Below are 25,324 nucleotides of genomic sequence, written 5' to 3'. Positions count from 1 at the left end.
GCCGCCCGTTGGCGGACAAGGCGCCTCAATGATTCGGGATCGGCGACGGCTCCGGGATCGGCCTCTCTGAGGATTGAAGAATATCGATTCCGAGCAGCGGAGATTAGGCTGGGGCGATGGAGACGAGCTTCCCCTTCGAGCGCCTGCGCCGTGCCCCAGACCTGGAAGCCAGCAATTTATTCGCCTGGGATGCTTCGGATCTCTTGCTGCTCGATGAGGCCCGGGCCTATCAGCAGCTGATGGGCGACCCCGGTGTGGTGGTCATCGGCGATAACTACGGTGCGCTGAGCCTCGGCTTGGTTTCTCGGTTCCGGCTTCCCGGCCTCCGGGTGCATCAGGATCTGATCACCGGTGAGCAGGCTCTGCGGCTGAATGCCGGGCGGCTTGGCCTGCCCGAGGTCTTCGAGCAATTGCCGCTAGGCGAGAAACTGCTGAGCGGTGCCCGGCTGGTGATCATGCAGCTTCCCAGGTCCTTAGCCGAGTTGGAGGAGTACTGCCAAGCCATCGCCCGCTTCGCCGGAACAGAAACCGTATTACTGGCCGCTGGCCGGGTGAAGCATATGACCCTTGCCATGAACGCGGTGCTGGAAAGATATTTCGGGGGAGTGCAGGCCGGTCTGGCTCGGCAGAAATCGAGGCTTTTGACGGCTAGCCGACCCAGCCTGCCGAAGGAGGTTCCGGAGTTTCCGCGGTCCGGTTATCTCAGCGAACTCGACTTGCAATTGCGTGTTCACGGAGCGGTGTTCTCCGGTACGAAATTGGATATCGGCACACGCTTCCTGCTCGAGCAATTAGAGCCGGAACTGCCTGAGGCGGGGGTCACCGCAATAGATCTGGGCTGCGGCAGCGGCGTTCTGGCGGCGACGCTAGCACGAAAGCACCCACAATGGAGGGTGATCGCCACCGATCGTTCGGCGGCTGCCATTGCCTCTGCGCGAGCTACTGCCCAGGCCAACGGGCTGCAAATGGAAGTACTGCAGGACGACGGCGGCGCCAGCCTGCCCGCGGGCTGCGCTGATCTGATGGTGCTCAACCCGCCCTTCCACGCGGGGGCCGCGGTTCACTCGGGGGTGGCCCTCAGGCTCTTTGATGCGGCCGCTCGATTACTCACAAGCAAGGGTCAGCTGTGGACGGTATATAACCGACATCTGGGCTATCTTCCGCAATTGCGCCAAGCGGTGGGGGACACCGAACTGGTGGCTCAAAACCTGAAATTCGCGGTGACGGTTTCGCGACGGCGGGATTGATCCACCGGAATCGGTGCAGGAAGATGCGGTGAAGGAGTGGGGAAGCTGCTAACTGGCAACTAAAAGGTTTTCAGAGCGGACGATCATCGAGCACCGCGCTCAAGGTGTGCTGGCCCAGGGCCAGGAATTCCGGACTGTCGTCAGATTGCGTGAGCATCACGGTGGCGAGGTGCAGGGCCCAGCCGCGGGCCCTTCCCCAGAGTGCGGGATTCGGACCGATTCTCGCTTCAACCAGGGAGTGGAAGCGTCTCCGGTCCTGATCTTCGAAGAGCATCCAGGCCGCAGCCAGATCGATGGCAGGATCGCCGCAGCCCAGATCGCCGAAGTCGATGATCGCGCTGAGCTTGCCGGCTTTGATCAGAATATTGGCTGCGTGCAGATCCCCGTGGAACCAATATGGCTCACGCTCCCACTCCGGCAGAGCCAGTGAAGCCTGCCACGCGTTCAAGATCTCGGCGTGCCGCTCAAAACGAGCCGGGGCTAAGCGATCGCGAAAGGCTCGATCCCTCAGCCGCAGCGGGACGCCCCGGACCGGGTTTCGTGGTGCATTGGTCGGTGCCGGCAGATGAATCGAGGAGACGAAGTCGGCCAGTTCTTCCACCAGTCCGCCGTGCTCGCGAGGAGCTGAAAGGATAGCCGCTTCGCCGTCAAACCACTCCGTAATGCTCCAGGGCCAGGCAAAAAGCTCGCTGGGGACGCCTCGGCGAAGAGGCACCGGTACTTTCAGACTGGTCAAATCGGCGATCTGAGGAATAAATTGTTGCTCATTGCGAATGAGTTGCACGGAAATCTCTCGCCGGGGAAGCCGCACAACGAAATCTTTTCCGAGTCGAAAGACCCCGTTATCCCAACCATTCGCTAATGTGTGAATTGGCAGATGTGCAAGATCCGGGTGTTGTTCCCGAAGTAACTGGGTTACCAGTGTTTCGTTGAGCTCCACTTCGGCAGCTGGCATATTGGCCACAGAAAATTCCTATCAGTCGCTACACCGACTGAGAATACCCTGCCGCAGTAACGCACAGGGGTTCCGTTGAATTAAGGACAAGGTTAGATTGCCAGAAGCCAAGGCATTGATTCGTAGGCGCGGTACCAATCTTCCGCGCATGGGTGAGTTTAACTTTTCGGTGATCCTGGATGCTATCCGTCGAAGTCCAGAGGGTCTCAGCCGGGTTGAACTCGCCGGAATAGTCGGCCTGGCCGCGCAGACCGTCTCGAACATCTGTCGCCGTCTGCTGAATCAAAACCTGATTGTCGAGGCGGGTAAGTATGGCAATGGGCCAGGGAAACCGCGTACCATCCTGAAGCTCAATCCGGCGGGAATGTACGCCGTCGGGGTTCACCTGGACCCGGTGGAGACCAATTACGCTCTGCTCGACCTGACCGGAGCCGTGGTGATTCATCGCACCCTGCCGGCCGATCCAGAGGGAGAGCCGGCCCAAGTCGTTCAAGCGATGGCCTCGGAAATTGATTCAATCATCGCGGAAGCGGGAATTGAACGCTCCAAGGTCGCCGGGGTGGGCGTTGCCGCTCCAGGACCGATTGACGGCGCGACCGGCGTGGTGATCAACCCCCCGCACCTGCCGCGCTGGGGTCGAGTGAGCCTGCGCGAAGATCTGCACCGCGAACTCAAGCTGCCGGTGCTCTTGGACAAGGACGTCACTGCCGCAGTAGCGGCGGAGATCTGGGCCGGTGGCCGTTCTGGAACCGGAAGCTTTGCTTTTATCTACATGGGTACCGGCATCGGTGCGGGCATCGTGCTCGACGACGACGTGATCCGGGGCAGCTCGGGCAACGCCGGCGAAATCGGCCATATCATTGCTGATCCCGACGGGCCGCCCTGCGATTGCGGCCGACGCGGCTGCATCAAGGTGAGCTGCATGCCCGAGAACATCCTCGAAGAAGCCCGGAAAGACGGCGTCAAAGCGGTTACTAAGCTCAAGGGCGCAACGCTCCAGGAGAGCATGGCAGCGCTTGCCGAAGCGGCGGCCGAGGGAGATTCTCAAGCGAATGCCCTGCTGAACCGGGTTGCTGAGCGCTTTGGTACGGCTGTTTCCGTGCTGACCAATCTGCTCGATGTCGATCATGTGGTGTTCGGCGGGCCCTTCTGGAAGCATTTCGAAGAGAAGTTCCTGGACGCCCTTCCCGCTCTGCTCAATGAGCTCAGCGTGATCTCTGAGGTGCACGGCCTGGAAGTCGTGGGCACCAGCGTGAGCCACGACGTCGGCGCTGTGGGTGCCGCCTGCCTGGTGCTGGAAGACACCTTCGGCCCGAATGCCAATAGCCTGGTGCTCGCCGAAGGCGAATAGACCCGATTTTCGGATGGCTTTGAGCCGGCACTGACTGCTGGCTCAAAGCCCCCCGAATCTCTGAAGAACTCTTCCAGAACTGCCTCAGAGACCGAGGGCGACCATGGTTGTGGCGACTTTCGGAATCGCTAGCTTTGCTTCGCAGCCGGCCAGGCAGCTCACCCGCCCGAGCAGCTCACCAGCCAGCTCAGCTCACCAGCCAGCTCAGCTCGATGGGTTGAGCCCGAGCAGCTCGAGGGAAGTTGCTCGCATTTCCATCTTCCGCACCTTCCCGGTCACCGTCATTGGGAAGTCATCCACCAGAAGCACATAGCGCGGGATTTTCTGGCGAGCGATTCTGCCCTCGCAGAAGGCCGCGATGGCAGCTTGATCCACGGCTTCCGCGCCGGGCCGCAGCCTGATCCAGGCGCAGAGCTCCTCGCCGTACTTCTCATCGGGAACACCCACCACCTGGACATCGGCGATCGAGGGGTGCGCGTAGAGGAATTCCTCGATTTCCCGCGGGTACAGATTTTCGCCGCCGCGGATCACCAGGTCCTTGATTCTGCCGACAATATTGACGTAACCGTCCTCGTGCATCTCGGCGAGGTCTCCGGTGTGCATCCAGCGAGCTGAGTCGATGGCTTCGGCTGTCTTGTCCGGGTTTTCCCAATAACCGAGCATGATCGAATACCCTCGGGTGCAGAATTCTCCTGGTGTGCCACGCGGCACGGTGAGCCCGGTGTCCGGGTCGATGATCTTCACCTCCAGATGCGGGTGCACTCGTCCCACCGTCGACGTGCGGTGCTCCAGATCATCCTCCACCCGGGTCTGCATTGAGACCGGTGAAGTCTCGGTCATCCCGTAGGCGATCGAGACCTGCTCCATATGCATCTCGCTGATGCAGCGCTTCATCACCTCCACAGGGCAGGGCGAGCCGGCCATGATCCCGGTCCGCAAGCTGGAGAGGTCATAGGAGGAGAACTCGGGCAGATTCTGTTCCGCGATGAACATGGTTGGTACCCCGTAGAGCGCCGTGCATTTTTCGTCCTGCACCGCTTGCAGAGTGAGTGCCGGGTCGAATGTGGGGGCCGGGATGACGATGGCGGCGCCGTGACTGGTGGCACCCAGATTGCACATCACCATGCCGAAGCAATGGTAAAAAGGCACCGGAACGCAGATTCGATCTGTCTCGTTCAGCAGAATGGTCTCGGTGACGAAGTAGCCATTATTGAGAATATTGTGGTGGCTGAGCGTGGCTCCCTTGGGATAGCCAGTGGTTCCCGAGGTGTACTGGATATTGATCGGCTCATCGGCGCTTTGCCCCGTGAGCCGCTGTTCCAGAGTCTCGGCACTCACCGCCTGGCCGGCGTCGATCAGCCGCTGCCAGCTCGGATCAGCGATGTAGATGACCTCTTGCAGTGCGGGGCATTCCGGCTGAACCGCCTCGATGAGCTGCCGGAAGGCCGAGGTCTTGTATTCGAGCTGGGACACTAGCAGCCGCATTCCGGATTGCTTGATGGCGTAAGCCAGTTCGTGCTGGCGATAAGCCGGGTTGACGGTGACCAGAATGGCGCCGATCTTCGCGGTGGCGTACTGGACCCAACACCCACTCGGCGCAGTTGACCGCCCAGATGCCCACCCTGTCGCCTTTGACGACGCCCTGGGCGATCAGCCCTTTGGCCAGCTCATCAACCTCCCGATTGAGTTCTGCGTAACTCCAGCGACGCGCTGAGGCTACTTCTACCAGAGCTTCGGAATCGGGATATTGCTGTGCAGTCCGTGTGAAGTTCGCTCCGATGGTTTCGCCCAGAAGAGCGGTCTGGGAGACTCCGGAGGTATACGAAAGCGCCGTTGCTGTCATAGTCCACACGCTATAACGCCCGTGCCGAGATGGGTAGTGCTCCCCATTGCACGGAAGGCCTGTGATTGGATTGGATGAGTGTGGATGCACCCGATCAGCAGAAAGCAGTGGAACAGTACGTGAATCAAATGACGGCCGCAGCGCGAATCGAAGCCCCGGATTTGCAGGGGGCTCAAGCACTGCTGGCAGCGATTTCGCGCAGTTTTGAGAACAAGGTCGTCGGCCAGGTGAGGCTTCGGGAGACGCTGCTGATCGGGCTGATGACCGGCGGCCATATTCTGCTGGAAAGCGTTCCGGGACTGGCGAAGACCACTGCCGCGCAGACCCTGGCGGATACGGTCAGCGCCCAGTTCCATCGGATTCAGTGCACTCCGGATCTGTTGCCCAGCGATATTGTCGGCACCCAGATCTACGACGCCGCGAAAGGTGTTTTCAGCACTCAGCTGGGCCCAGTGCACGCCAATCTGGTGTTACTCGATGAGATCAATCGTTCGAGCGCCAAGACCCAGAGCGCGATGCTTGAGGCGATGCAAGAACGCCAAACCAGTATCGGAGGAGTCGTCTATCCACTGCCCGATCCGTTCCTCGTGCTGGCCACCCAGAACCCGATCGAGCAAGAGGGAACCTATCTGCTCCCTGAAGCGCAGATGGATCGCTTCATGCTCAAAGATGTGCTCGACTACCCGGCCCCCGCGGAGGAAGCGGAGATCATCCGCCGGATAGACGCCGGGGTTTTCCTCGCCGAGGCGAAGCAGACAGCGGTCGCCAGCCTCGACGACGTCCGGCGGCTTCAGCTGTTGACCCAGCGGGTCTACATCGACCCGGCCATTGTGCGCTACATTGTCGGGCTGGTTTATGTCACCCGACACGCCGCACAGTACATCGACCCTCAACTCGCCGAGTACATCGAGTTCGGGGCCAGCCCGCGAGCCAGCATCGCCTTCTCTCAGGCTGCCCGGGCGCTGGCCCTGCTCAATGGCCGGGACCATGTGATCCCGGAAGACGTTAAGGCCCTAGCCCATCGAGTGCTGCGCCATCGGATTATCCTGGGCTTCGCGGCAGTGGCCGAGCAGGTTCAGGTGGAAACCGTGATCGAGGCGATTCTCGGCTCAGTGCAGACACCCTAAGCCGATGCCTCAGCTTCTGCAAAAGGTGAAGTCGAAGATGTTCATCTTCGCGCATCGTAAGGCCCGTGGCATGTTGGACGGAGAATACGATGCGATTTTCCGCGGCCGCAGCTTGGACTTCGACGATCTGCGCGGCTATGTCCCCGGTGATGAGATCCGCGATATCGATTGGAAGGCCAGCGCCAGGCACGGCTCCCCTCTGGTAAAGCGCTATGTCGCGATTCGCAAACAGACAGTTCTGCTGGTTGCCGATACCGGACGGAATATGGCCGCAGTGGCGGGCGGCGGCGAACCGAAGAAGGACATCCTGGTGATGGCCCTCGGCGTGATTGGCTATCTTGCGCTCAAACACGGGGACTCGGTCGGCCTGGTCCATGGTGACGCCGAGCGCACCACCGCCGTGCCGGCTCGTGGCACCGAGGGGCATCTGGAATCCTTGTTGCAACGGGTGAATTCGTCTATCGGCTTGGACTCGGCTCGTTCTGATCTGACCGCTCAGCTCAGCTATATCGCAAAGAACGTCCGGCAGCGCAGGCTGGTCTTCGTGGTGGCTGACGAGCATCCGATCAGCGCTGAGCAGGAGCGATTGTTGCGCAGACTGTGCGCGCAGCATGAGGTGCTCTGGCTGGTGATCTCCGATGCGGATCTGGCCAGTGGGGAGGCGCTCAGCCGTGAAAGCATCGACGTCGACCAACTGGACACCGTGGTCTCGATGCTCGCTAAGGACCCTCGGCTGGCAACCGAATATCAGCGGGCAGTGCAGCAGCGCCGACTTCAGATAACGAATGCCCTGGCCCGTCGGAACATCCCGATGGAATGGCTCGGACACAGCAACGACGTGATGGCAACCTTGTTTTCTCTGCTGGAGAGGCAGCGCCATGCACAACGATAGTCATGGCGAGGGATTCTTCCCGCCCCTGGACTACGCGGCGTTCTGGTGGGTGCTCGGGGTGCTGCTGCTCCTGCTGATCGGCGTCTGGTACTTCTCCGCCTGCTATGCCACCCGGGCCAAGCCGCAGACCGGTGCCATTCCGATGCCTCCGAAAAGAGTGCCTGCGTTGCGAGCGGAATACCTTGCCCGGATCGATCAGCTGGTGTTCCGTCATCACGCAGGGGAGCTCAGCGCGCGCGATGCCCATCAAAAACTCAGCCTTCTGGTTCGTGGCTTCGTGCAGGAACTGACCGGAGTGAGAACCGAAAGGATGACGCTCGCGGAGCTGCGAACGGCCGGACTGCCGATGGTGGGCGACGTCGTCGAGGTTTTCTATCCCGCCGAATTCGGAGTGCAGGACGCCGAGAGTCTCGGGCATTCCGCCGATGCGGCCCGGCAGCTGGTGGGCACATGGTCTTGATTCTGTGGTGGCTCATCCCGCTCGTCCTGCTCTGCCTCGCGGTAGTGGCATATTTCGCGCTGCGCCGCCCGAAAAAGGCGCCAGAGCGGCTTCTGGTGGCGCATGCTGAGCGACTCACCTCTCTTCCCGGGTATGCAAGAGCACTGGCGAAGCGGCGGCGGTGGACCCTGGTAGCCCTGGGATCGTTGGGGGTGCTCATCGTGGCCGGGGTACTGGCTGCTGCCCGGCCAGCTGAGCAGAGCAGCATCAGGCCAGAGCAAAGCAACCGGGACATCGTGCTCTGCCTGGATGTCTCAGGTTCGATGATCGACACCGATGCCAGGCTGGTGGACGTCTTCACTCAGCTCGCCAAAGACTTTCACGGAGAGCGGCTCGGCATGGTGATCTTCGATTCCTCAGCCGTGCAGGTTTTCCCGCTGACCGACGATTATGACTTCATCAATGAGCAACTCATCGATGCCGGTAACTCCCTGCAACGGCAGAGTAATTCCAGTGGGTTCTTCGAGGGCACCTACAGCGGCAAGGGCTCTTCACTGATCGGCGATGGCCTGGCCACCTGCGTCAACAGCTTCCCCAAGCTGAGCAGCGAGTCTCGCTCTCGGTCGATCGTCTTCGCCACCGATAATGTGCTGGTTGGAAAACCTCTATTCACGCTGCCGGAAGCCGCGGATTTAGCGAGCAAGAACAATATCCGGATCTATGGGATCAATCCGAACGGTCCGCAGGCCTCAGCTACCCGGCTCAAAGCGGGCCAGCAGATGAGCGAGGCGGTGAAAGGCACCGGCGGCGAGTACTACGTGCTGGGCGATGACGATGCGGCGAGCGATATTGTGGCCAAAGTTCAGGCCACTGAAGCCAGTAAGTTACAGGGCCGTCCGCAACTGGTCTCCTACGATAGGCCTGAGGTCTGGCTGCTGATGGCGGGACTTGGGCTGCTGGGTGTGCTGTTCGCCGCTTGGAGGTTGCGCCGATGAGCTTTGCACCGGTGATCTTCTGGTGGCTGCTGCTGCCACTCGGTTTGTTGCTCGTGGCGGTTTGCGTTTGCTTGGCTTGGCGCGGGGCGGAGCGCATACCGTGGTTGCGGCGGGCCGGGCTGGCGCTGCTGCTGACCGTCAGCCTACTGCGTCCTGGAGTGGGCAGTGCTGATCTTTCTGCGGCCTCAGCCCAGCTCGATGTCTTCTTCCTCGCTGACACCACGAGTTCGGTGATGGCTGAGGACTATGCGCAGTCAAAGCCCCGACTAGAGGGCATGAAAGCGGATATGCTCGCGATTGCCAATAAACTACCCGGTGCGCATCTTTCGCTGATTAGCTTCGATCAGGATGCCGTGGTGCGGCTCCCGGTGACGAGCGATCAGAACGCTTTTGAGAACGCCGTCGAGATCCTTGGTCCGGAAATCACCATGTACTCGCGGGGCTCATCCGTCACGGTGGCCGCTAAGACGTTACTGAGCAGATTGCAGGCCGCCCAAAAAGCTCATCCGGAGCGGGCCAGAGTGGTCTTCTACCTGGGAGACGGAGAGCAGACCGCGAGTACCGCACCACAGCCTTTCCAGATCTCCCAGGGACTGATTTCAGGTGGCGGAGTGCTGGGCTATGGAACCGCGGCGGGAGGCCGAATGAAGCAGAACAGCGGCTTCGGCGCGGATCCCGGACCGGGCTATATTCAGGACAACTCTTCCGGTGGCGACGCGATCTCGAAGATCGACGAGAAAATGCTGAATCAAATCGCCCAGCAACTCGGCGTGCCGTATCAGCATCGCTTCGCCGGTGACGGCGTGGACGGCCTGCTCTCTCCAGCAGCCGGCGCTGCCAGCAAACTCGAGGGAACATCGAGTTCCAGGGCACAGTACGAGCTGTACTGGGTTTTCGGTCTGGGTGCGCTGGCGTTGGCCGGCTGGGAACTGTTCGATACGCTACGACAATGGCGTCAGCTTCGGCCGAGCCGTAAGCGGCCAGCGGTACCAGAAGCCAGCGGAAGGAGGAGCGCATGAGTTCAACGCTCATTCCTGAAAAGGTGCCGCGGCCGGAAGCTCCGGCCACGGCGTCGACTTCCGTTGCCTTGCCCGCCAGGCTGCTGTTACGGCGCAGAATGCTGCTCTTCTCGATCCCCGTGGTGCTGCTGACCCTGCTGATCGCCGCTAAGTTCCTGAGCGTCTCGATAGCTTCAGATCAGCTGAACACGGCCTTCGCCAAGGGAGATGCCGGGGGAGTGCACGCCGCAGCGAGTGTTTTGAAATTCGCTAATCTGGTGGAGCCCTATAAAGCTTGGTTCAATGACGGTGATGGCTATGTTCTGGAGGGCAACTTCCAGGCGGCCAGAACTCAGTTTGAGCAGGCTCTCGCACTGGCCCCCGAGAAGGATTCTTGTAAAGTGCGGGTTAATCTGGTGCTGACCCTGGAGAAACTGGGGGACGCTAAAAAAGCCGCGGGTGATGAATCCGGCGCGAAAGCGCTGTACGACTCGGGGGTGAAGGTCTCCGATGAGGCTCCTGAGGGCTGTTTCCAGAAGGGCGGCGACGGCAATCAGCAGGGCGAGGGGGAGAGCCTGCAGGATTCAAAGGAGCGGTTGAGCCAGAAATCGAAGGACGCCGATCCGGGGCAGCTGGATCCGCAGCAGTCCGGGCAAGCACAGAGCGGCTCTACGGACCCCTCCAAGCTGGAACAGCTCAACCAGCAGCAGAAGGACGCCCAGAAGGACCGCAATGACGGCAAACAGGGCAGCGGCGACGTCGGAAATCTTCCGGATGACTCCAACGGCAAGCAATGGTGAAGTGATTTACTGAGGCAGCGTATTCTGGGGGCATGACTGCACTTTCCTTGCCGTGGGTGACCGTGATCTTCGCTGTTCTTGCCGGGCTAATCCATGGCTACTTCTGGTTGCTGGAGTCCGTGCGCTGGCGGCAGCCAGCAGCCTGGAAGCGCTTCGGCGTCAAAGACCAGGGTGAAGCGGATACCCTCGCTGAGATGGCTTTCAATCAGGGCTACTACAATCTGGTGATCGGTCTGGGCAGCATCGTCGGGGCTATTCTGCTCTGCACCGGGAACCCCACCGCTATGCTGCTGGGCGCGGGCCTTGTTCTGTTGGCTTGCTTGACGATGCTGGTGGCTGCAGTGGTGTTGCTGATCAGCAAACCCGGTTTTATTCTTCCGGTGCTGATCCAAGGCGTTGCACCGATCATTGCATTATTCGGATTTTTCGGCTTGCATGCCGCCTAGTCCGTATTTATTAATCTTTTTCTGCGTAAGACTTTGTCTTAATTCGGTCTTGGTTTGTTTGGCCGCCAATAGTTTCCTAGAGTTGAGCACATAATACTTGTCAGCGACCCCCTCAACCGGGGGTGTGGGTGCCCCCGTGTGGGTCTGACATTTGCCCCGTTGAGCCGGTGGACCAGCTAATGCTCCAGCCGCTCTTGCCGACTTGACTCGCGTCAAGAAACTAAGGAATGCAAATGTCCCCACCCAGTATTCTCACCGACCCTCTGGAACGGGTCTCTGCCGATCACCAGGCGCCGGTGGCGCTCTCCTATGAACTCTTTCCGCCTCGGACGCCTTCCGCCGTCGACGGGCTATGGGCTACCATCCGCGAGCTGGAAAGCACCAACCCTGATTACGTCTCGGTTACCTACGGTGCGAGCGGCTCCAATCGGGATACCGCTGTGGAACTCTTACACCGCCTGCTGAGCGAGACCAGTTTGCGGCCGCTGGCTCATCTGACCTGCATCGGTAATACTGCCAATGAACTGGCGGCGATCATCGCTGAACTATTGGACGCCGGGGTTCGCGGAATCCTTGCGCTCAGGGGAGACCACCGCACTGATGGCAGCGAGGAACACCCTCCCGGAGCATTGAACTATGCCCAGGACCTAGTGGAACTGATCCGGCGGGTTGAACAGCGCCGCTCGGCGATGCTTGCCGCTGGCAAGGTCGCCATCGGGGTCGCTGCTTACCCCACTCGGCACCCTGAGTCGCCGAGTGAGCAACACGACGTCGAAGTGCTGCTCGCCAAGCAGCGCTCCGGTGCCGATTTCGCGATCACCCAGGTGTTCTTCCATCCTGAGCAGTACGCAGATCTGCTCAGCCGGGCGAAGCGGGCCGGGGTCAGCATCCCGATCATTCCCGGAGTGATGCCCTTCACCAGCGTCAAACGGCTGGAGCGGCTCGCGCAACTCACCGGAGTGCAGCCCGCTCCCGAGCTGCTCACCGCCTTGTCGCACGCGCAAGACGACGGCGAACGGCGCCGGGTAGGGGTCAGAGCTACCACCGAGCTGGCTAAAGCCGTTCTGCAGGTAGGTGCTCCCGGACTCCATCTCTACACCTTCAACCAGCATCAGGCGGCCCTCGAGGTACTGGACCGCCTCGACCTTCCTCGCCCCACTCGGCCGGCTGGACGATCGTCTCAGCAGCCCAGCCAACTTCTCTCAAAGGACCCCTCATGACTGAAACCAAGACTTTTCCCGCCGCCTCGATCCTCGGTTACCCGAGAATCGGTCGTCGTCGGGAGCTCAAAAAGGCCGTTGAAGCCTACTGGGCAGGGAAGATCAGCCTCGCCGCTCTGGATACCGCGGCCAAGGAGGTGCAACTGACCACCATTAACCGTCTGCGCGATCTGGGCCTCGTCGAGCCCCATGCGGTGCCCGGCAGCTTCTCCTACTACGATCATGTGCTTGATACCGCCGCCCATCTGGGCGCCATCCCGAGCAGGTTCGGTCAGCTGCTCGATGACGACGGTCAGTTGAGCCTGGATGGTTACTTCACGCTGGCTCGCGGCAGCGCTCAGCAGCAACCACTGGAGATGACCAAGTGGTTCGATTCGAACTATCACTACCTGGTGCCGGAAATCTCCCCGGACATCCGCTTCTCCATCACCTCCAACAGGGCGGTGGAGGAGTTCGAATTCGCGCTGGCCAACGGTGTGCAGACCAGGCCTTATCTGGTCGGGCCGGTCACCTTCCTGCTGCTCAGCAAAGCGGCGGACGACGCCCCGGCCGATTTTTCACCGCTCAGCAAGCTGGAGGAGTTGCTGCCGGTCTATCGTGAACTGCTGCGACGTTTCGCAGCGGCCGGAGCGGAGTGGATCCAGCTCGATGAGCCGGCCTTGGTCGTCGACGGCGAAGTACCCGCCGCGGAACTCGCCGAGGCTGTGCGATTGGCTTACCGGGTGCTCGCGGAAGGTCAAGATCGGCCGGGCATCCTGCTCAGTTCCCCCTACGGCACTCTCGGTGATCTGCTGGAGACGGTTGCGGCCCTGCCCGTTGAGGCGCTCCAGATCGACCTCTTCAAAGGCGCGCTGCCCGAAGATCTTTCGGCGCTGAAAGCTGCCTTGGCGGATAAGACCTTGGTCGCCGGGCTCGTCGATGGGCATAACATCTGGCGGAACGATCTCGCCGCCTCAGCCCGCAAGATTGAGGCGCTGCGGAGCGCCGGAATCAAGCCTGCGATCTCCACCTCCACTTCCACCTTCCATGTACCGCATGACGCCGATGAAGAGACCCAGCTCGATGAGCAATTGCGCAGCTGGTTGGCCTTCGCCGATCAAAAAGTCACCGAAGTGATCACTCTGGCGAGGTACGCGACCGATCCCGCAGCGGCGGCAGCGGAGATCGCCGAAGCGAGTGAGATTATTGCCACCAGAGCACAGGCTCCAGGGGTGCAACGCAGTGAAGTGCGCAGCAGACTGGCTGCTTTGGGCCCAGCAGACTTCGAGCGCGAGGATTACGCGATACGCGCCCGAGCCCAGCAGGAAGAACTCAACTTGCCGGTGCTGCCGACGACGACTATTGGTTCCTTCCCCCAGACTAAAGAGATTCGTTCGGCCCGGGCCAGAGCGAACCGGGGCGAACTGAATGCCGAGCAGTATCAGCAGCTGATGCGGGAGGAGATTCAGCGGGTGGTTGACCTGCAGGAAAACCTCGGCTTCGACGTCCTGGTGCACGGCGAGCCGGAGCGGAACGATATGGTGCAGTACTTCGCCGAGAACCTTGAGGGTTTCGACGTCACGATTCACGGCTGGGTGCAGTCCTATGGCAGCCGGTGTACCCGCCCCTCTATTCTGTGGGGGGACGTCACCAGGAGCTCCGCGATCACCGTCGAATGGGCGGCCTTTGCGCAGTCGCTGACCGAGAAACCGATGAAGGGTATGCTGACCGGCCCGGTTACCATCCTGGCCTGGTCTTTCGTCCGCGACGATCAGCCATTGCAGCAGACAGCCAACCAGGTGGCGCTGGCCCTGCGTGATGAGATCGCCGATCTGGAGACTGCCGGAATCAAGATCATCCAAGTCGATGAACCCGCTCTGCGCGAGTTGCTGCCGCTGCGCAAGGCGGATCAGCCCGAGTACCTGGACTGGTCGGTCAAGGCCTTCCGGCTGGCCACCTCGGGAGCGGCCAGCGGCACTCAGGTGCACACTCATCTGTGCTACTCCGAATTCGGCGTGGTGATCGATGCTATCGACGGTCTGGACGCAGATGTCACCTCGATCGAAGCGGCCCGATCCCGGATGGAAGTGGTCAATGACCTGGAACATCACGGCTTCGGACGAGGCGTCGGGCCCGGGGTCTACGATATCCACTCGCCACGGGTGCCGGGAGAGGCAGAGGTCACCGAGTTGCTGCGCACCGCCGTCAATCATGTGCCGGCCCGGCAGCTCTGGGTCAACCCTGATTGCGGGTTGAAAACCCGGGGATACGCTGAAACCGAGGAGTCACTGCGTAACCTGGTGGCCGCCACTCGTGAGATGCGCGCCGAACTGGTCTAGCTCACTAGGTGAAGAGCCACAGCCCTGAAGCATCGCGGGGCTGTGGCTCTTCACCTTTCTCGGAGTATCTTGGGGCTATGAGTAACGGCGCCGTGGAAATCGCAAGAGCACTCTTCACCTCTGGAATCACTCACGATGTCGGCTGGCGGCTTCAGCGCCTCGAAGCGCTCCGCAACATGCTGACCGAGCGGACTGCTGAATTCACTGCGGCATTGGCCGAGGATCTTCGTAAGCATCCAGACGAAGCGTGGATGACCGAAATCGGTTTCGTCTGCTCTGAGATCACCCATGCCGTGAAGAACCTACGGAGGTGGCTGGCTCCTGAACGAGTACCGGTTCCGATCTCCCTGCTGCCTGCCAGCGCCAAGGTCGTTCGCGACCCGCTCGGCGTGGTGCTGGTGATCGCTCCCTGGAACTACCCGGTGCAACTGTCTTTAGTCCCGGTTCTGGGTGCTTTGGCCGGTGGCAACACGGTGGTGCTGAAACCCAGCGAGCTCGCACCGGCGACTTCCTCGGCGCTTGCTAGATGGCTGCCGGAGTACCTCGGTTCTGCGGTCCAGGTGGTGGAGGGCGGGGTGCCGGAGACCACCGAGCTGCTCAAGGAGCGCTTCGATCACATCTTCTACACCGGCAATGGCCAGGTGGGCAGGATCGTGATGACGGCGGCCGCCGCGCACCTCACGCCGGTCACCCTGGAATTGGGCGGAAAATCTCCCGTTTACGTCGACGATTCGGTAGATCTGCGTGCTGCCGCTCAGCGCATCGCCTGGGGAAAATACCTCAACGCTGGGCAGACCTGCGTCGCTCCCGACTATATTCTCGGCACCTCGGCGGTACTCGACGAACTGGCCAGAATTCTGCCGAAGGCCATTGAGGCGCTCTTCCGAGGCAATCCCAAGGCGAGCGCTGACTACGGACGGATCGTCAACGAACGGCATCTGAACCGACTCAGCAGATTGCTTGAGGAAGCCGAATTGGTCACCGGGGGAGAGCACGATGCCGCCGAAAGATATCTGGCTCCCACGGTGCTGCGTGCCAAAGCTCAGGACGCCGTGATGCAAGAGGAGATCTTTGGCCCCCTCTTGCCGCTCGTGGAAGTACCCGACGAGGCCGCCGCAATCGACTTCATCAATCAGCGGGATAAGCCACTTGCGCTCTATGTATTTAGCGAAAATCGGCAGACCAAGGAGAACTTCACCGAGCAGACCTCCTCCGGGGCACTGTGCTTCGGCGTGCCCGCAGCACACCTGCTGGTGCCGGGGCTACCCTTTGGCGGGATCGGCGCCAGCGGGATGGGCGCCTATCACGGGGAGCATTCGCTCGATACCTTCACACACCGCAAATCGGTGCTCGACAAGCCGCTCAAACCGGACACCATGAAGCTGATCTACCCGCCCTTCAACGGGCTAAAGCATCAAGTGATGACCAGGGTGATCGCTCCCTCGGGCTGAGTCCAGAGTAGCCCCGGAGTATCGGCTGGATAAGCGGTCCCCGATGAATCGAGGGATTCGACGGGAGGGGCGATCAGGGCCCATTAAAACCTGGGATTCGCGGGGCAGGAGTGCTTATCCTGCCCCGTTCACCACTCATTGAGAGCCTTATTCAGGCTGAACGGCCGGCGGGGTGATCGCCTCGGTAAAGGCCTGACCAAGCAGTTCAACGAAGAGGCTGAGGGTGGCCGCATTCTTTCGGCTCGGGCTCTCGGGGGTGATCTGCGGCCTAGCCGGTGCCGATTCCTGGGGCATCAAGGCGAACACCGTCCTGGCCAGCCTGATCTCAGGCACGTCGACCACGACGAACTTTTCTCGACTGTGCCGGAGCACCAACTCGGGGACCAGCGAGGCTCCCAGACCTGCCGCCGTCAAAGCCAAGCCAGCATTGAAGTCATCGCTGTATGCGGCTACCTGGGGATGTAGATTGCAGGAAGCGAAGAGCCTCTCGATCACGGTGGCGTCCGGGGTGCCCGGATGGTGCATGATCCAAGGCATCTCGGTGAGTTGCGAAGCCGACATCTGAGCGCCGTCCCGAATGCCCCAGCCTGGCGGGAGCACCACCCGGAAGAGGTCATCCGCGACCCATTTGCGATTGAGGGTCTGCGGCCACGCCAGGCCGCTCTGCCCCACTTGGTAGACCAGCGCGATGTCCAGTTCCCCTCCGCTGCGCAAGCCTTGAATGGTTTGCGCGGGTTCGCCGACCCAGAGTTTCAGCTCCAAGCCCATGTCCCGCCAGGCTTTGGTCCGCAGCACCCGGGGCAGCACGTAGTTCGCCAGCGAGGGGAAGATGCCGAGTCTGAGTTCCTCGGAGGCACCGCCGGGAGCTCTGGTGGCTGCTGCCATCAGAGCGTCCAGATCGGTGAGTACCTTGGCGGCGTGCCTGGCCATCACCTGGGCGGCTTCAGTGGCTTGCGCCGCTCGTGCCGACCGCTCAAAGAGCAGCACCCCAGTTTCCCGTTCTAGAGCCGCCATCTGCTGGGACACCGCCGAAGCTGTGTACCCCAGTTGACCTGCGGCAGCCGCGAAACTGCCACGACGGGTCACTTCCAGCAAAGTGCGCAGATGCACCGGATTGACCATGGTTGCGCTACCTTTCTGGGCGATTCGGCGAAGAGCGAATGCTCTTTCGATTCTAGGCGGTGCGCACCCATCCAAGGACGGAGCGGTGCCGAATGAGTTACGAGAGTTCAATGATCTAAGGAGGACTGTGTCGGTGGTTGATCAGCAAGATGGTCAGCAAGGACAGCGCTCGATTGCGGTGATCGGGAGCGGAATATCCGGCCTGCTCGCCGCTTGGGTGCTCAGCGATTCAGCGCGAGTGACTCTCTTCGAGGCCGATTCGAGGCTTGGCGGGCACGCACACACCCACGAATTGCCAGACGGCACGGCTGTTGACTCGGGATTCATCGTTTTCAACGAGAAGACGTACCCGACCCTGATCCGACTCTTTGATCAGCTGTCAGTGCCGACTAAGCCCACCACCATGTCGATGTCTGTCAGCTGCGCCGGCTGCGGGCTGGAGTATGCCGGGGCCAAGGGATTCCAGGGATTGTTCCCCAGCTGGCAGGTGCTGCGGAGACCTCGTTATCTGCGTATGCTATTCGAAGTGATCCGTTTTCACCGCAAGGCCAGGGCCCTTCTGGAAACGTCGGGGCAAGGGATCACTCTTGGCGAGTTCCTCGCTGCGGAGGATTTCAGTGACTATTTTCGGAGTCATTTCATCACCCCGGTGGTCTCGGCGGTGTGGTCTTGTGATGCGAGCACCGCACAGCGGTATCCCGCACGATACCTCTTTGAATTCCTCGCTCATCACGGCATGCTCGGCATCAAAGGATCCCCGCAATGGCGGACCGTGGACGGCGGCTCGCGGGAGTACGTTCGAAGGATCGCCAAGTCAATCACCACCGTCAAACTGCAGGCCGCGGTTCGCTCGGTGATCGAAGTGGCCGACGGTGTGCACCTGGGCTGGACGGAAGATGGCGGTGCACAGAGCGGGATTTTCGACGCCGTGGTGATCGCTACTCACCCGGATCAAGCGCTTCAACTCCTGGGCGATGCGGCTACTCAACAGCAGCGCGAGGTACTGGGTGCATTCTCTTACTCACGCAATGAGACCTGGCTGCACAGTGACGCATCGGTGCTGCCAACCTCAGCGAAAGCCGCTGCCTCCTGGAATTACTATCTTCCTGCATGTCGTGCCACACCGGAGAACGTCCTGGTCAGCTACGACCTGAGCCGCCTGCAATCTCTTGATCACAACGCGGGCCGTTTAGTGGTGAGCTTGGGGGAATCCGGCAGAATCGCCGACTCCGCGGTGATTGAGAAGATGATCTATCACCACCCGCAGTACTCGCCGGATTCGCTGGCCGCGCAGACCAGATTGCCTGAGATCTGCACCGAGCGGATGGTTTTTGCCGGGGCTTATCACGGCTGGGGCTTCCATGAGGACGGTGCTTTGTCCGGCTGGCGAGCAGCCCAGAGATTGGGTGGACAATGGCCTCGGTAAACGCGATCTATGCCATCACCGTCCGGCATGTCCGCCGTGAACCGGTGCAGAATGCTTTCGCCTATCGGAGCTATCAGTGGTTCATCGACCCGGAAAATCCTCCCCGCTTGCCCTGGTGGCTCGCACCGTTCGCGCGGTTCCGGGCTGGTGATCATTTCGGAGATCCCGAGCAGAGCATCGGTGAGAATGTTCGTGACTACCTGGCCGCGCAAAACATCCAGGCCGAGGGCCGGATCAGCATGCTGAGCAATGCCGCCGTTCTTGGTTACGTTTTCAATCCGCTCTCGCTGTTCTGGTGCCACCACGCCGATGGTTCGCTCGCTTGCATTATTGCGGAGGTGCACAACACCTACGGGCAACGGCACCTGTATTTGCTCGGGGTTGAGGACGCAGCGCAGATCAGGGTCAGCAAGGAGTTCTATGTTTCTCCTTTCTATCCGGTCGATGGCGAATATTTGATGAGCCTGCCGGAACCGGAGGAGAAGGTCAGACTCTCAATCGTTTTGGAGCGCGCGGCAGAGAAACCCTTCGTGGCCACGGTACTGGGCGACAGATTGCCCGCTACACCTCGTAATATCAGGCATATGTTGCTGGATATTCCTTTAGCGCCGCTGCGGGTCAGCCTGCAGATCTTCTGGCAGGGGATGAAACTCTGGTCGCGGGGGCTCCCTGTGCAAACCAGACCGCAACACGCTCCACAGCCCGAATATCAACCCGCACGGCAGAAGAATCAGCCAACTGCAGCCGTCCAGGAGGCGCGCAAATGACCCACACTGTTCCCGCTGAACAAACCGACCTCTCCGGCAAAATCAATGCCGAGCTGTGGCCGGATATCGCTCGCTCGCCGTCCTCGGCCCGAGCGCAGCTCGGCAGCCCGATCGCTGGCTCCCTGTTCCGGGCGGCGGTGAGAAGGCTGCCTCTTCAGGTGGCTTTCCCCGATGGCACGGTGCTTGGCCTGGGTGGCCCAAGGATGGATGTCCTCGAGCCAAAGAGCTTTTATGCCCGCCTTGCGCACAATGGCCTGATCGGGCTCGGCGAGGCCTATATGGCCCGGGAATGGGAAGCCCAGGATCTTTCCGGGGTGATGACGGTTTTCGCGGCCAGAGTCTCCACCTTGATCCCGCAGCCGTTGCAGACCTTACGCGGCGCGATCCTGCCGCACCAACCACAGCGCGAACGCAATACCGTCAATAACTCCAGGAACAATATCTCCCGGCATTATGACCTCTCCAACGAGCTATTCGCCGAGTTCCTGGACCAGACGATGAGCTATTCCTCAGCTTATTTCGCGAGTCTCGACGAACCGACCTTCGATCAGCTCGCTCCAGCGCAGCAGGCGAAAATCGATCGCCTGCTCGATCTCGCCGGGGTCGGTCAGGGGTGCAGGCTTCTGGAGATCGGCACCGGTTGGGGGGAGCTGGCCCTGCGGGCTGCCCAACGTGGCGCTCAGGTTTATTCGGTGACGCTCAGCAGCGAGCAAAAGGACCTAGCCGAAGCGCGCATTGCGCGGGCTGGCTTCGCTGATTCGGTACGAATCGAGTTGCTTGACTACCGGAAGGTGCAAGGAACCTTCGATGCCATTGTCTCGGTGGAAATGATCGAAGCGGTGGGCTTCGAATTCATGCCCGAGTACTTCCGCACTTTGGCTGCCCATCTGAAGCCAGGCGGTGCTATCGGCTTGCAGGCCATCACGATAGGTCACGAGCGCATGCTGGCGACTCGCAATAGTTACACCTGGGTGCACAAGTACATTTTTCCGGGCGGCATGATTCCTTCTGCCGAGCTGATCGCCGAGCAGAGCGCTCTGAACGATCTGACCATTGAGAACAGGATGGCTTTCGGCCAGCACTACGCTCAGACGCTGCGGCTCTGGGACGAGCAATTCAGCCGTCATGAAGCGGAAGTGGAAGCCCTGGGTTTCGATGAGACCTTCCGCAGGATGTGGCATTTCTACCTCGCCTACTCCCGTGCCGGGTTCGCCTCGGGCTATCTGGACGTTCAGCAGTTCCAACTGCGCAAGGCCAAAGCGAGCAGCCGATGATCGCTGAGCAGCTCGCGCGCGTGCTGGAACCGCTGGTGGGTGGTGAACTGCCGGTGCGGATCATCGCCTGGGATGGCTCGTCGACGCCGGAACGAGACGCCGATGATCGGCCCGTGGTGCGCCTGAATTCGGCTGAGGTATTGCGGCGTCAGCTCTGGGGGCCGGGAGAACTGGCTCTTTCACAGTCATATGTGCTGGGCGAGCTGGAAGTGTCTGGCGAGCTTTATCCGGCGTTGCGTAAGGTCTGGGATGTGGTTCGCGAAAGGGAACTGAGCGCCGTCAAGATCACTCCGCTGCTCTTAGCGAGACTCACCGGATTAGCTCGTTCGGCCGGAGCGATCGGGCCGAGGCTCAAGGCGCCGGACTCACAGGCGAAGTTGTTGGGGCGGTTGCACTCAAAGCAGCGTGATAGGCGTGCCATCAGCCATCACTATGACCTCTCCAACGAGTTCTACGGTTTGATCCTCGATGAACGGATGGCCTATTCCTCTGGCTATTGGCAGCGCGGCGCCAGCACCCTGTTCGAGGCGCAGGGGGCCAAATGCCGGTTGGTGGGCGAGAAACTCGCCTTGAAACCGGGGATGCGGGTGCTGGATATCGGCTGCGGCTGGGGTTCGCTTTCGATTGAGCTAGCTGAGCAGTTCGACGTCGAAATGGTGGGAGTGACGATCTCCGCCGAGCAGCGTGCCTTTGCCGAGCGACGTGCTCAGGACCGCGGTGTCGCCGGGCACGTGGAGATTCGCTTGCAGGACTATCGCGAGATCACCGGCGGGCCTTTTGACGCAGTGGTCTCGCTGGAGATGGGGGAGCACGTTGGCCAGCAGAACTACGCCAGCTATGCGACCGCGATCAGGGAGAACCTCAAAGCCGGCGCTCCGGCTCTCGTGCAGCAGATGTCCCGGCGCGGTAAGCACCCCGGCGGCGGCCCCTTCATCGAAGCCTTCATTGCCCCCGATATGCATATGCGACCGCTCGGTGAGACCCTCGACTTTTTCGAGGACGGCGGCTTGGAAGTGCTCGGTGTGCAGTCTCTGCGCGAGGACTATGTGCGCACTATCGCCGCGTGGCGGGAGAACTTCGAGCAGAACTTCGACCGCGCAGAGTCGATGATGGGGCCGGAGATCACCCGGGTCTGGGAACTTTATCTAGCCGGCGGTGAGCTGAGCTTTGCACAGGGGCGGATGGGCGTGGATCAGATCTTGATGCGCCGTTCAGTGGTTTAGCCGGAGCCTTGATTCAGGGTGCCATCGGCAGAGCTGGTGAGGCGTCAGCGGGACCACTAGACGCGACACGCCGATTCGATTGTGACACGCCCGGAAATTTAACTGACTAAGTACTCCACACCCTGTGGACAGGGTGGCTTAAAAGCACGGATTTTCGGGGATTTTTTCCTTCTTGCCTGTGGACTATTGGTGCATAAAATGACATACTTGTAATACATCATCTTGGGGTCCAAGCAATTAGCCTCCACTATATGTAGTATCGACTTACGGATCTGGATCGGAAAGCTAACTGTTCAAAGCATCGCGGAGGACAGGGTTGAAGAGTCAGCAAAGTGATACGTAAAGGAAGACAAGGCAGCCAGTTATCTGGGTGCGTGAAGGGGACGAAGATCATGACCGTCACGGTTTACACCAAGCCAGCATGTGTGCAGTGCAACGCAACGTACCGGGCTCTGGATAAAAAAGGCATCACCTACCAGAGCGTCGACCTCTCTCAGGACCCCGAAGCACTGGAGCGGGTGCGTGCACTCGGCTACCTGCAGGCTCCAGTCGTCGTGACCGAGCAGGATCACTGGTCAGGGTTCCGCCCCGACAAGATCGAAGAACTCGCCCAGGCCGCCGACGTCAGCGCCAGCTCGGTCGCCTAGTCCATTCAGTCGCTGAGCGCGACAGTGTTGCTATGGATGATCCGCAGCAACGCAGGCCGTTGAAGCGGGTGAAGGAATCATGACTCCAACCACCAGCAACGTTATTTATTTCTCGTCAGTCTCCGGCAATACCCACCGCTTCGTCGACAAGCTCGATGTCAGTGCGGCCAGGTTGCCGGTGATGACCAAGGATGAAACTATTCTGGCGCTCAACCCCTATGTGCTGGTCCTGCCGACCTATGGCGGAGACTCAGGGCACGGAGCGGTGCCGAAGCAAGTGATCAAGTTCCTCAACGTCGAGCAAAACCGATCACTGATCCGCGGTGTGATAGCCGCCGGAAATACGAATTTCGGGGAAACCTACTGTTTGGCCGGTGACATTGTCGCCAGCAAATGCCGGGTACCCCTTCTCTATCGATTTGAACTCATGGGCACAGCGGAAGATGTGGACCGGGTTCACCAGGGATTGGAACAGTTTTGGACACAACCATGGTAGGCACAGCAGAGACAGTGACTTCGCTCTCCGAGGGCGAGGCCGTGGATAATGCTCCCGGCCAGCACGCGGTTAAAGCGGGCAAGCCGGAGCTCCCCAAGGCCTATCAGGGCCTCGGATACCATGAGCTCAACGCGATGCTCAACCTTTACGACGCCGACGGCAAGATTCAGTTCGACGCCGACCGTGAGGCCGCGCATCAGTACTTCCTGCAGCACGTGAACAACAACACGGTGTTCTTCCACGACTTGGAAGAGAAACTCGACTACCTGGTGAAGAACCAGTACTACGAGCGGGAGACCCTCGATCAGTACACGATGAACTTCATCCGCGAACTCTACAACCGCGCCTATAAGAAGAAGTTCCGTTTCGAGACCTTCCTGGGCGCCTTCAAGTTCTACACCTCCTACACGCTGAAGACTTTCGACGGCAAGCGCTTCCTGGAGCGCTATGAGGACCGGGTCTGCATGGTAGCCCTGCACCTGGCCCGCGGCAATGAAGATCTCGCCACCAAGCTCGTCGACGAGATCATCGACGGTCGTTTCCAGCCGGCCACCCCGACCTTCCTGAACGCAGGCAAGGCGCAGCGCGGCGAATTGGTCTCCTGCTTCCTGCTGCGCATCGAAGACAATATGGAGTCAATCGGCCGCTCGATCAACTCCGCGCTACAGCTCTCCAAGCGCGGCGGCGGTGTGGCCTTCGCCCTGACTAATATCCGCGAGGTCGGCGCGCCGATCAAGCAGATCGAGAACCAGTCCTCCGGCGTCATCCCGGTCATGAAGCTCCTGGAGGATTCCTTCTCCTACGCCAATCAGCTCGGTGCCCGTCAGGGTGCCGGTGCGGTCTACCTGCACGCGCATCACCCGGACATCAACCGCTTCCTGGACACCAAGCGGGAGAACGCGGACGAGAAGATCCGGATCAAGACCCTCTCACTCGGCGTCGTCGTCCCGGACATCACCTTCGAGCTCGCTAAGCGCGACGAGGACATGTACCTCTTCTCGCCGTACGACGTCGAGAAGGTCTACGGCATGCCGTTCTCCGATATCTCGGTGACCGAGAAGTACTACGAGATGGTCGACGATTCGCGGATCAAGAAGACCAAGATCAAGGCTCGTGAGTTCTTCCAGACCCTCGCGGAGATCCAGTTCGAATCCGGTTACCCGTACATCATGTTCGAGGACACCGTGAACCGGGCGAATCCGATCGAAGGCAAGATCATCATGAGCAACCTCTGCTCTGAGATCCTGCAGGTCTCCAAGCCCACCGTCTACAACGACGACCTCTCCTACGCCGAGACCGGCAAGGATATCTCTTGCAACCTCGGCTCGCTGAACATCGCCAAGACGATGGATTCACCGGACTTCGGCACCACCATCGAGACTTCGATCCGGGCGCTCTCCGCCGTCTCGGATATGTCCGATATCAAGTCGGTGCCGTCCATCGCCCTGGGCAACGCGGCATCGCACGCCATCGGCCTGGGCCAGATGAACCTGCATGGCTACCTGGCTCGGGAACGCGTGCACTACGGCTCCGAAGAGGGCTTGGATTTCACCAATATCTACTTCTACACCGTGCTGTTCCACGCATTGCGGGCCTCCAACCTGCTGGCCATCGAGACCGGCCAGAAGTTCGGCGGCTTCGAGAACTCCAAGTACGCCTCCGGTGAGTTCTTCGATAAGTACACCGATCAGGAATGGCTGCCGCAGACCGAACGCGTCCAGGAGCTCTTCGCCAAGGTGCACATCCCCACCCAGGACGACTGGCGGGAACTCAAAGCCTCCGTCATGGAGCACGGCATCTACAACCAGAACCTCCAGGCGGTGCCGCCGACCGGCTCGATCAGCTACATCAACAACTCGACCTCCTCGATCCACCCGGTGGCCTCGAAGATCGAGATCCGCAAGGAAGGCAAGATCGGCCGCGTCTACTACCCGGCGCCGTACCTGACCAACGACAACCTGGAGTACTACCAGGACGCCTACGAGATCGGCTACGAGAAGATCATCGACACCTACGCTGCGGCAACCCAGCACGTCGATCAGGGCCTCTCGCTGACCCTGTTCTTCAAGGACACCGCCACCACGCGCGATATCAACAAGGCGCAGATCTACGCTTGGCGCAAGGGCATCAAGACCGTCTACTACATCCGGCTCCGCCAGCTCGCGCTGGAAGGCACCGAAGTAGAGGGCTGCGTTAGCTGCATGCTCTGATCACGACGTCGGCCCAGGCAGTTGGGACGGGCAGGCAGTCTCGCCCGTCCCCACGATCTCCCAAAACTCGCAAGCTC

The 25,324-nt window shown here is 60.6% G+C and carries 21 protein-coding genes and 1 pseudogene; 19 read left to right on the top strand and 3 right to left on the bottom strand.

Going from position 1 to position 25,324, the window contains the following annotated elements:
- The first annotated feature begins 116 nt into the window (after positions 1–116).
- Positions 117–1,247 carry a class I SAM-dependent methyltransferase gene (locus tag ABDK06_RS01335; RefSeq protein ID WP_394938135.1) on the top strand — a complete coding sequence of 377 codons (1,131 nt, stop codon included), beginning with the start codon at positions 117–119 and terminating at the stop codon, positions 1,245–1,247.
- A gap of 70 nt (positions 1,248–1,317) precedes the next feature.
- On the opposite strand, the gene ABDK06_RS01330 is transcribed toward ABDK06_RS01335, so the two are convergent.
- Positions 1,318–2,202, bottom strand: coding sequence for an aminoglycoside phosphotransferase family protein (locus ABDK06_RS01330; RefSeq protein ID WP_394940769.1), 885 nt, complete (start codon positions 2,200–2,202; stop codon positions 1,318–1,320).
- Positions 2,203–2,350: 148 nt separating this feature from the next.
- Between ABDK06_RS01330 and ABDK06_RS01325 the strand changes: the two genes are divergently transcribed.
- Positions 2,351–3,553, top strand: coding sequence for an ROK family transcriptional regulator (locus tag ABDK06_RS01325; protein WP_394938133.1), 1,203 nt, complete (start codon positions 2,351–2,353; stop codon positions 3,551–3,553).
- Between the two features lie 204 nt (positions 3,554–3,757).
- On the opposite strand, the pseudogene ABDK06_RS01320 reads toward ABDK06_RS01325, so the two are convergent.
- Positions 3,758–5,396 (bottom strand): annotated as a pseudogene (locus tag ABDK06_RS01320) (AMP-binding protein).
- A 119-nt stretch (positions 5,397–5,515) separates the two neighbouring features.
- On the opposite strand from ABDK06_RS01320, the gene ABDK06_RS01315 reads away from it, so the two are divergent.
- From ABDK06_RS01315 to ABDK06_RS01270, 10 genes are all read left to right on the top strand, one after another.
- On the top strand, positions 5,516–6,523 hold the full coding sequence (locus ABDK06_RS01315) for an AAA family ATPase (RefSeq protein WP_394940768.1): 1,008 nt from the start codon (positions 5,516–5,518) through the stop codon (positions 6,521–6,523).
- A gap of 4 nt (positions 6,524–6,527) precedes the next feature.
- The gene (locus ABDK06_RS01310; RefSeq protein ID WP_394938131.1) at positions 6,528–7,415 is read left to right on the top strand and encodes a DUF58 domain-containing protein; all 888 of its coding nucleotides are present in this window, start codon (positions 6,528–6,530) and stop codon (positions 7,413–7,415) included.
- A complete protein-coding gene (locus ABDK06_RS01305; protein WP_394938129.1) occupies positions 7,402–7,875 on the top strand; it encodes a hypothetical protein in 474 nt (157 codons plus the stop codon). Before ABDK06_RS01310 ends, ABDK06_RS01305 begins: the two co-directional genes overlap by 14 nt.
- Complete coding sequence (locus tag ABDK06_RS01300; protein ID WP_394938127.1) at positions 7,866–8,849, top strand: vWA domain-containing protein; 984 nt, start codon at positions 7,866–7,868, stop codon at positions 8,847–8,849. The genes ABDK06_RS01305 and ABDK06_RS01300 overlap by 10 nt, the downstream gene beginning before the upstream one ends.
- On the top strand, positions 8,846–9,868 hold the full coding sequence (locus tag ABDK06_RS01295) for a vWA domain-containing protein (protein WP_394938125.1): 1,023 nt from the start codon (positions 8,846–8,848) through the stop codon (positions 9,866–9,868). Before ABDK06_RS01300 ends, ABDK06_RS01295 begins: the two co-directional genes overlap by 4 nt.
- A complete protein-coding gene (locus tag ABDK06_RS01290) occupies positions 9,865–10,647 on the top strand; it encodes a tetratricopeptide repeat protein (protein ID WP_394938123.1) in 783 nt (260 codons plus the stop codon). The genes ABDK06_RS01295 and ABDK06_RS01290 overlap by 4 nt, the downstream gene beginning before the upstream one ends.
- 32 nt (positions 10,648–10,679) lie before the next feature.
- Positions 10,680–11,093 (top strand): DUF1304 domain-containing protein, encoded by a 414-nt coding sequence (locus ABDK06_RS01285; RefSeq protein WP_394938121.1) that lies wholly within the window; start codon positions 10,680–10,682, stop codon positions 11,091–11,093.
- Positions 11,094–11,326: 233 nt separating this feature from the next.
- Positions 11,327–12,313, top strand: a complete 987-nt coding sequence (locus ABDK06_RS01280) for a methylenetetrahydrofolate reductase (protein WP_394938119.1) — start codon at positions 11,327–11,329, stop codon at positions 12,311–12,313.
- Complete coding sequence (gene metE, locus ABDK06_RS01275) at positions 12,310–14,631, top strand: 5-methyltetrahydropteroyltriglutamate--homocysteine S-methyltransferase (RefSeq protein ID WP_394938117.1); 2,322 nt, start codon at positions 12,310–12,312, stop codon at positions 14,629–14,631. Before ABDK06_RS01280 ends, metE begins: the two co-directional genes overlap by 4 nt.
- Before the next feature lie 77 nt (positions 14,632–14,708).
- Positions 14,709–16,082 (top strand): aldehyde dehydrogenase family protein, encoded by a 1,374-nt coding sequence (locus tag ABDK06_RS01270; RefSeq protein ID WP_394938115.1) that lies wholly within the window; start codon positions 14,709–14,711, stop codon positions 16,080–16,082.
- Between the two features lie 147 nt (positions 16,083–16,229).
- On the opposite strand, the gene ABDK06_RS01265 is transcribed toward ABDK06_RS01270, so the two are convergent.
- A complete protein-coding gene (locus ABDK06_RS01265; protein WP_394938113.1) occupies positions 16,230–17,204 on the bottom strand; it encodes a LysR family transcriptional regulator in 975 nt (324 codons plus the stop codon).
- A gap of 133 nt (positions 17,205–17,337) precedes the next feature.
- Between ABDK06_RS01265 and ABDK06_RS01260 the strand changes: the two genes are divergently transcribed.
- The 7 genes from ABDK06_RS01260 to nrdE all read left to right on the top strand — a co-directional run bounded on the left by ABDK06_RS01260 (position 17,338) and on the right by nrdE (position 25,247).
- On the top strand, positions 17,338–18,630 hold the full coding sequence (locus tag ABDK06_RS01260; protein WP_394938111.1) for an NAD(P)/FAD-dependent oxidoreductase: 1,293 nt from the start codon (positions 17,338–17,340) through the stop codon (positions 18,628–18,630).
- Positions 18,618–19,397, top strand: coding sequence for a DUF1365 domain-containing protein (locus ABDK06_RS01255; protein ID WP_394938109.1), 780 nt, complete (start codon positions 18,618–18,620; stop codon positions 19,395–19,397). The genes ABDK06_RS01260 and ABDK06_RS01255 overlap by 13 nt, the downstream gene beginning before the upstream one ends.
- Positions 19,394–20,671 carry a class I SAM-dependent methyltransferase gene (locus ABDK06_RS01250; protein WP_394938107.1) on the top strand — a complete coding sequence of 426 codons (1,278 nt, stop codon included), beginning with the start codon at positions 19,394–19,396 and terminating at the stop codon, positions 20,669–20,671. Before ABDK06_RS01255 ends, ABDK06_RS01250 begins: the two co-directional genes overlap by 4 nt.
- The gene (locus ABDK06_RS01245) at positions 20,668–21,894 is read left to right on the top strand and encodes a class I SAM-dependent methyltransferase (protein ID WP_394938105.1); all 1,227 of its coding nucleotides are present in this window, start codon (positions 20,668–20,670) and stop codon (positions 21,892–21,894) included. The genes ABDK06_RS01250 and ABDK06_RS01245 overlap by 4 nt, the downstream gene beginning before the upstream one ends.
- Positions 21,895–22,286: 392 nt before the next feature.
- The gene (gene nrdH, locus ABDK06_RS01240) at positions 22,287–22,541 is read left to right on the top strand and encodes a glutaredoxin-like protein NrdH (protein WP_394938103.1); all 255 of its coding nucleotides are present in this window, start codon (positions 22,287–22,289) and stop codon (positions 22,539–22,541) included.
- A 79-nt stretch (positions 22,542–22,620) separates the two neighbouring features.
- Positions 22,621–23,037: a class Ib ribonucleoside-diphosphate reductase assembly flavoprotein NrdI gene (gene nrdI, locus ABDK06_RS01235; protein WP_394938101.1), complete on the top strand. Its 417-nt coding sequence runs from the start codon at positions 22,621–22,623 to the stop codon at positions 23,035–23,037.
- On the top strand, positions 23,031–25,247 hold the full coding sequence (gene nrdE / locus ABDK06_RS01230) for a class 1b ribonucleoside-diphosphate reductase subunit alpha (protein WP_394938098.1): 2,217 nt from the start codon (positions 23,031–23,033) through the stop codon (positions 25,245–25,247). The genes nrdI and nrdE overlap by 7 nt, the downstream gene beginning before the upstream one ends.
- Positions 25,248–25,324: the final 77 nt, after the last annotated feature.

This window comes from Psychromicrobium ferritrahens (assembly GCF_043789415.1).
Taxonomy (GTDB): Bacteria; Actinomycetota; Actinomycetes; order Actinomycetales; family Micrococcaceae; genus Renibacterium.
The sequence above is the reverse complement of the archived record's forward strand: the minus strand, read 5'-3'. Positions and strand labels throughout refer to the sequence as shown.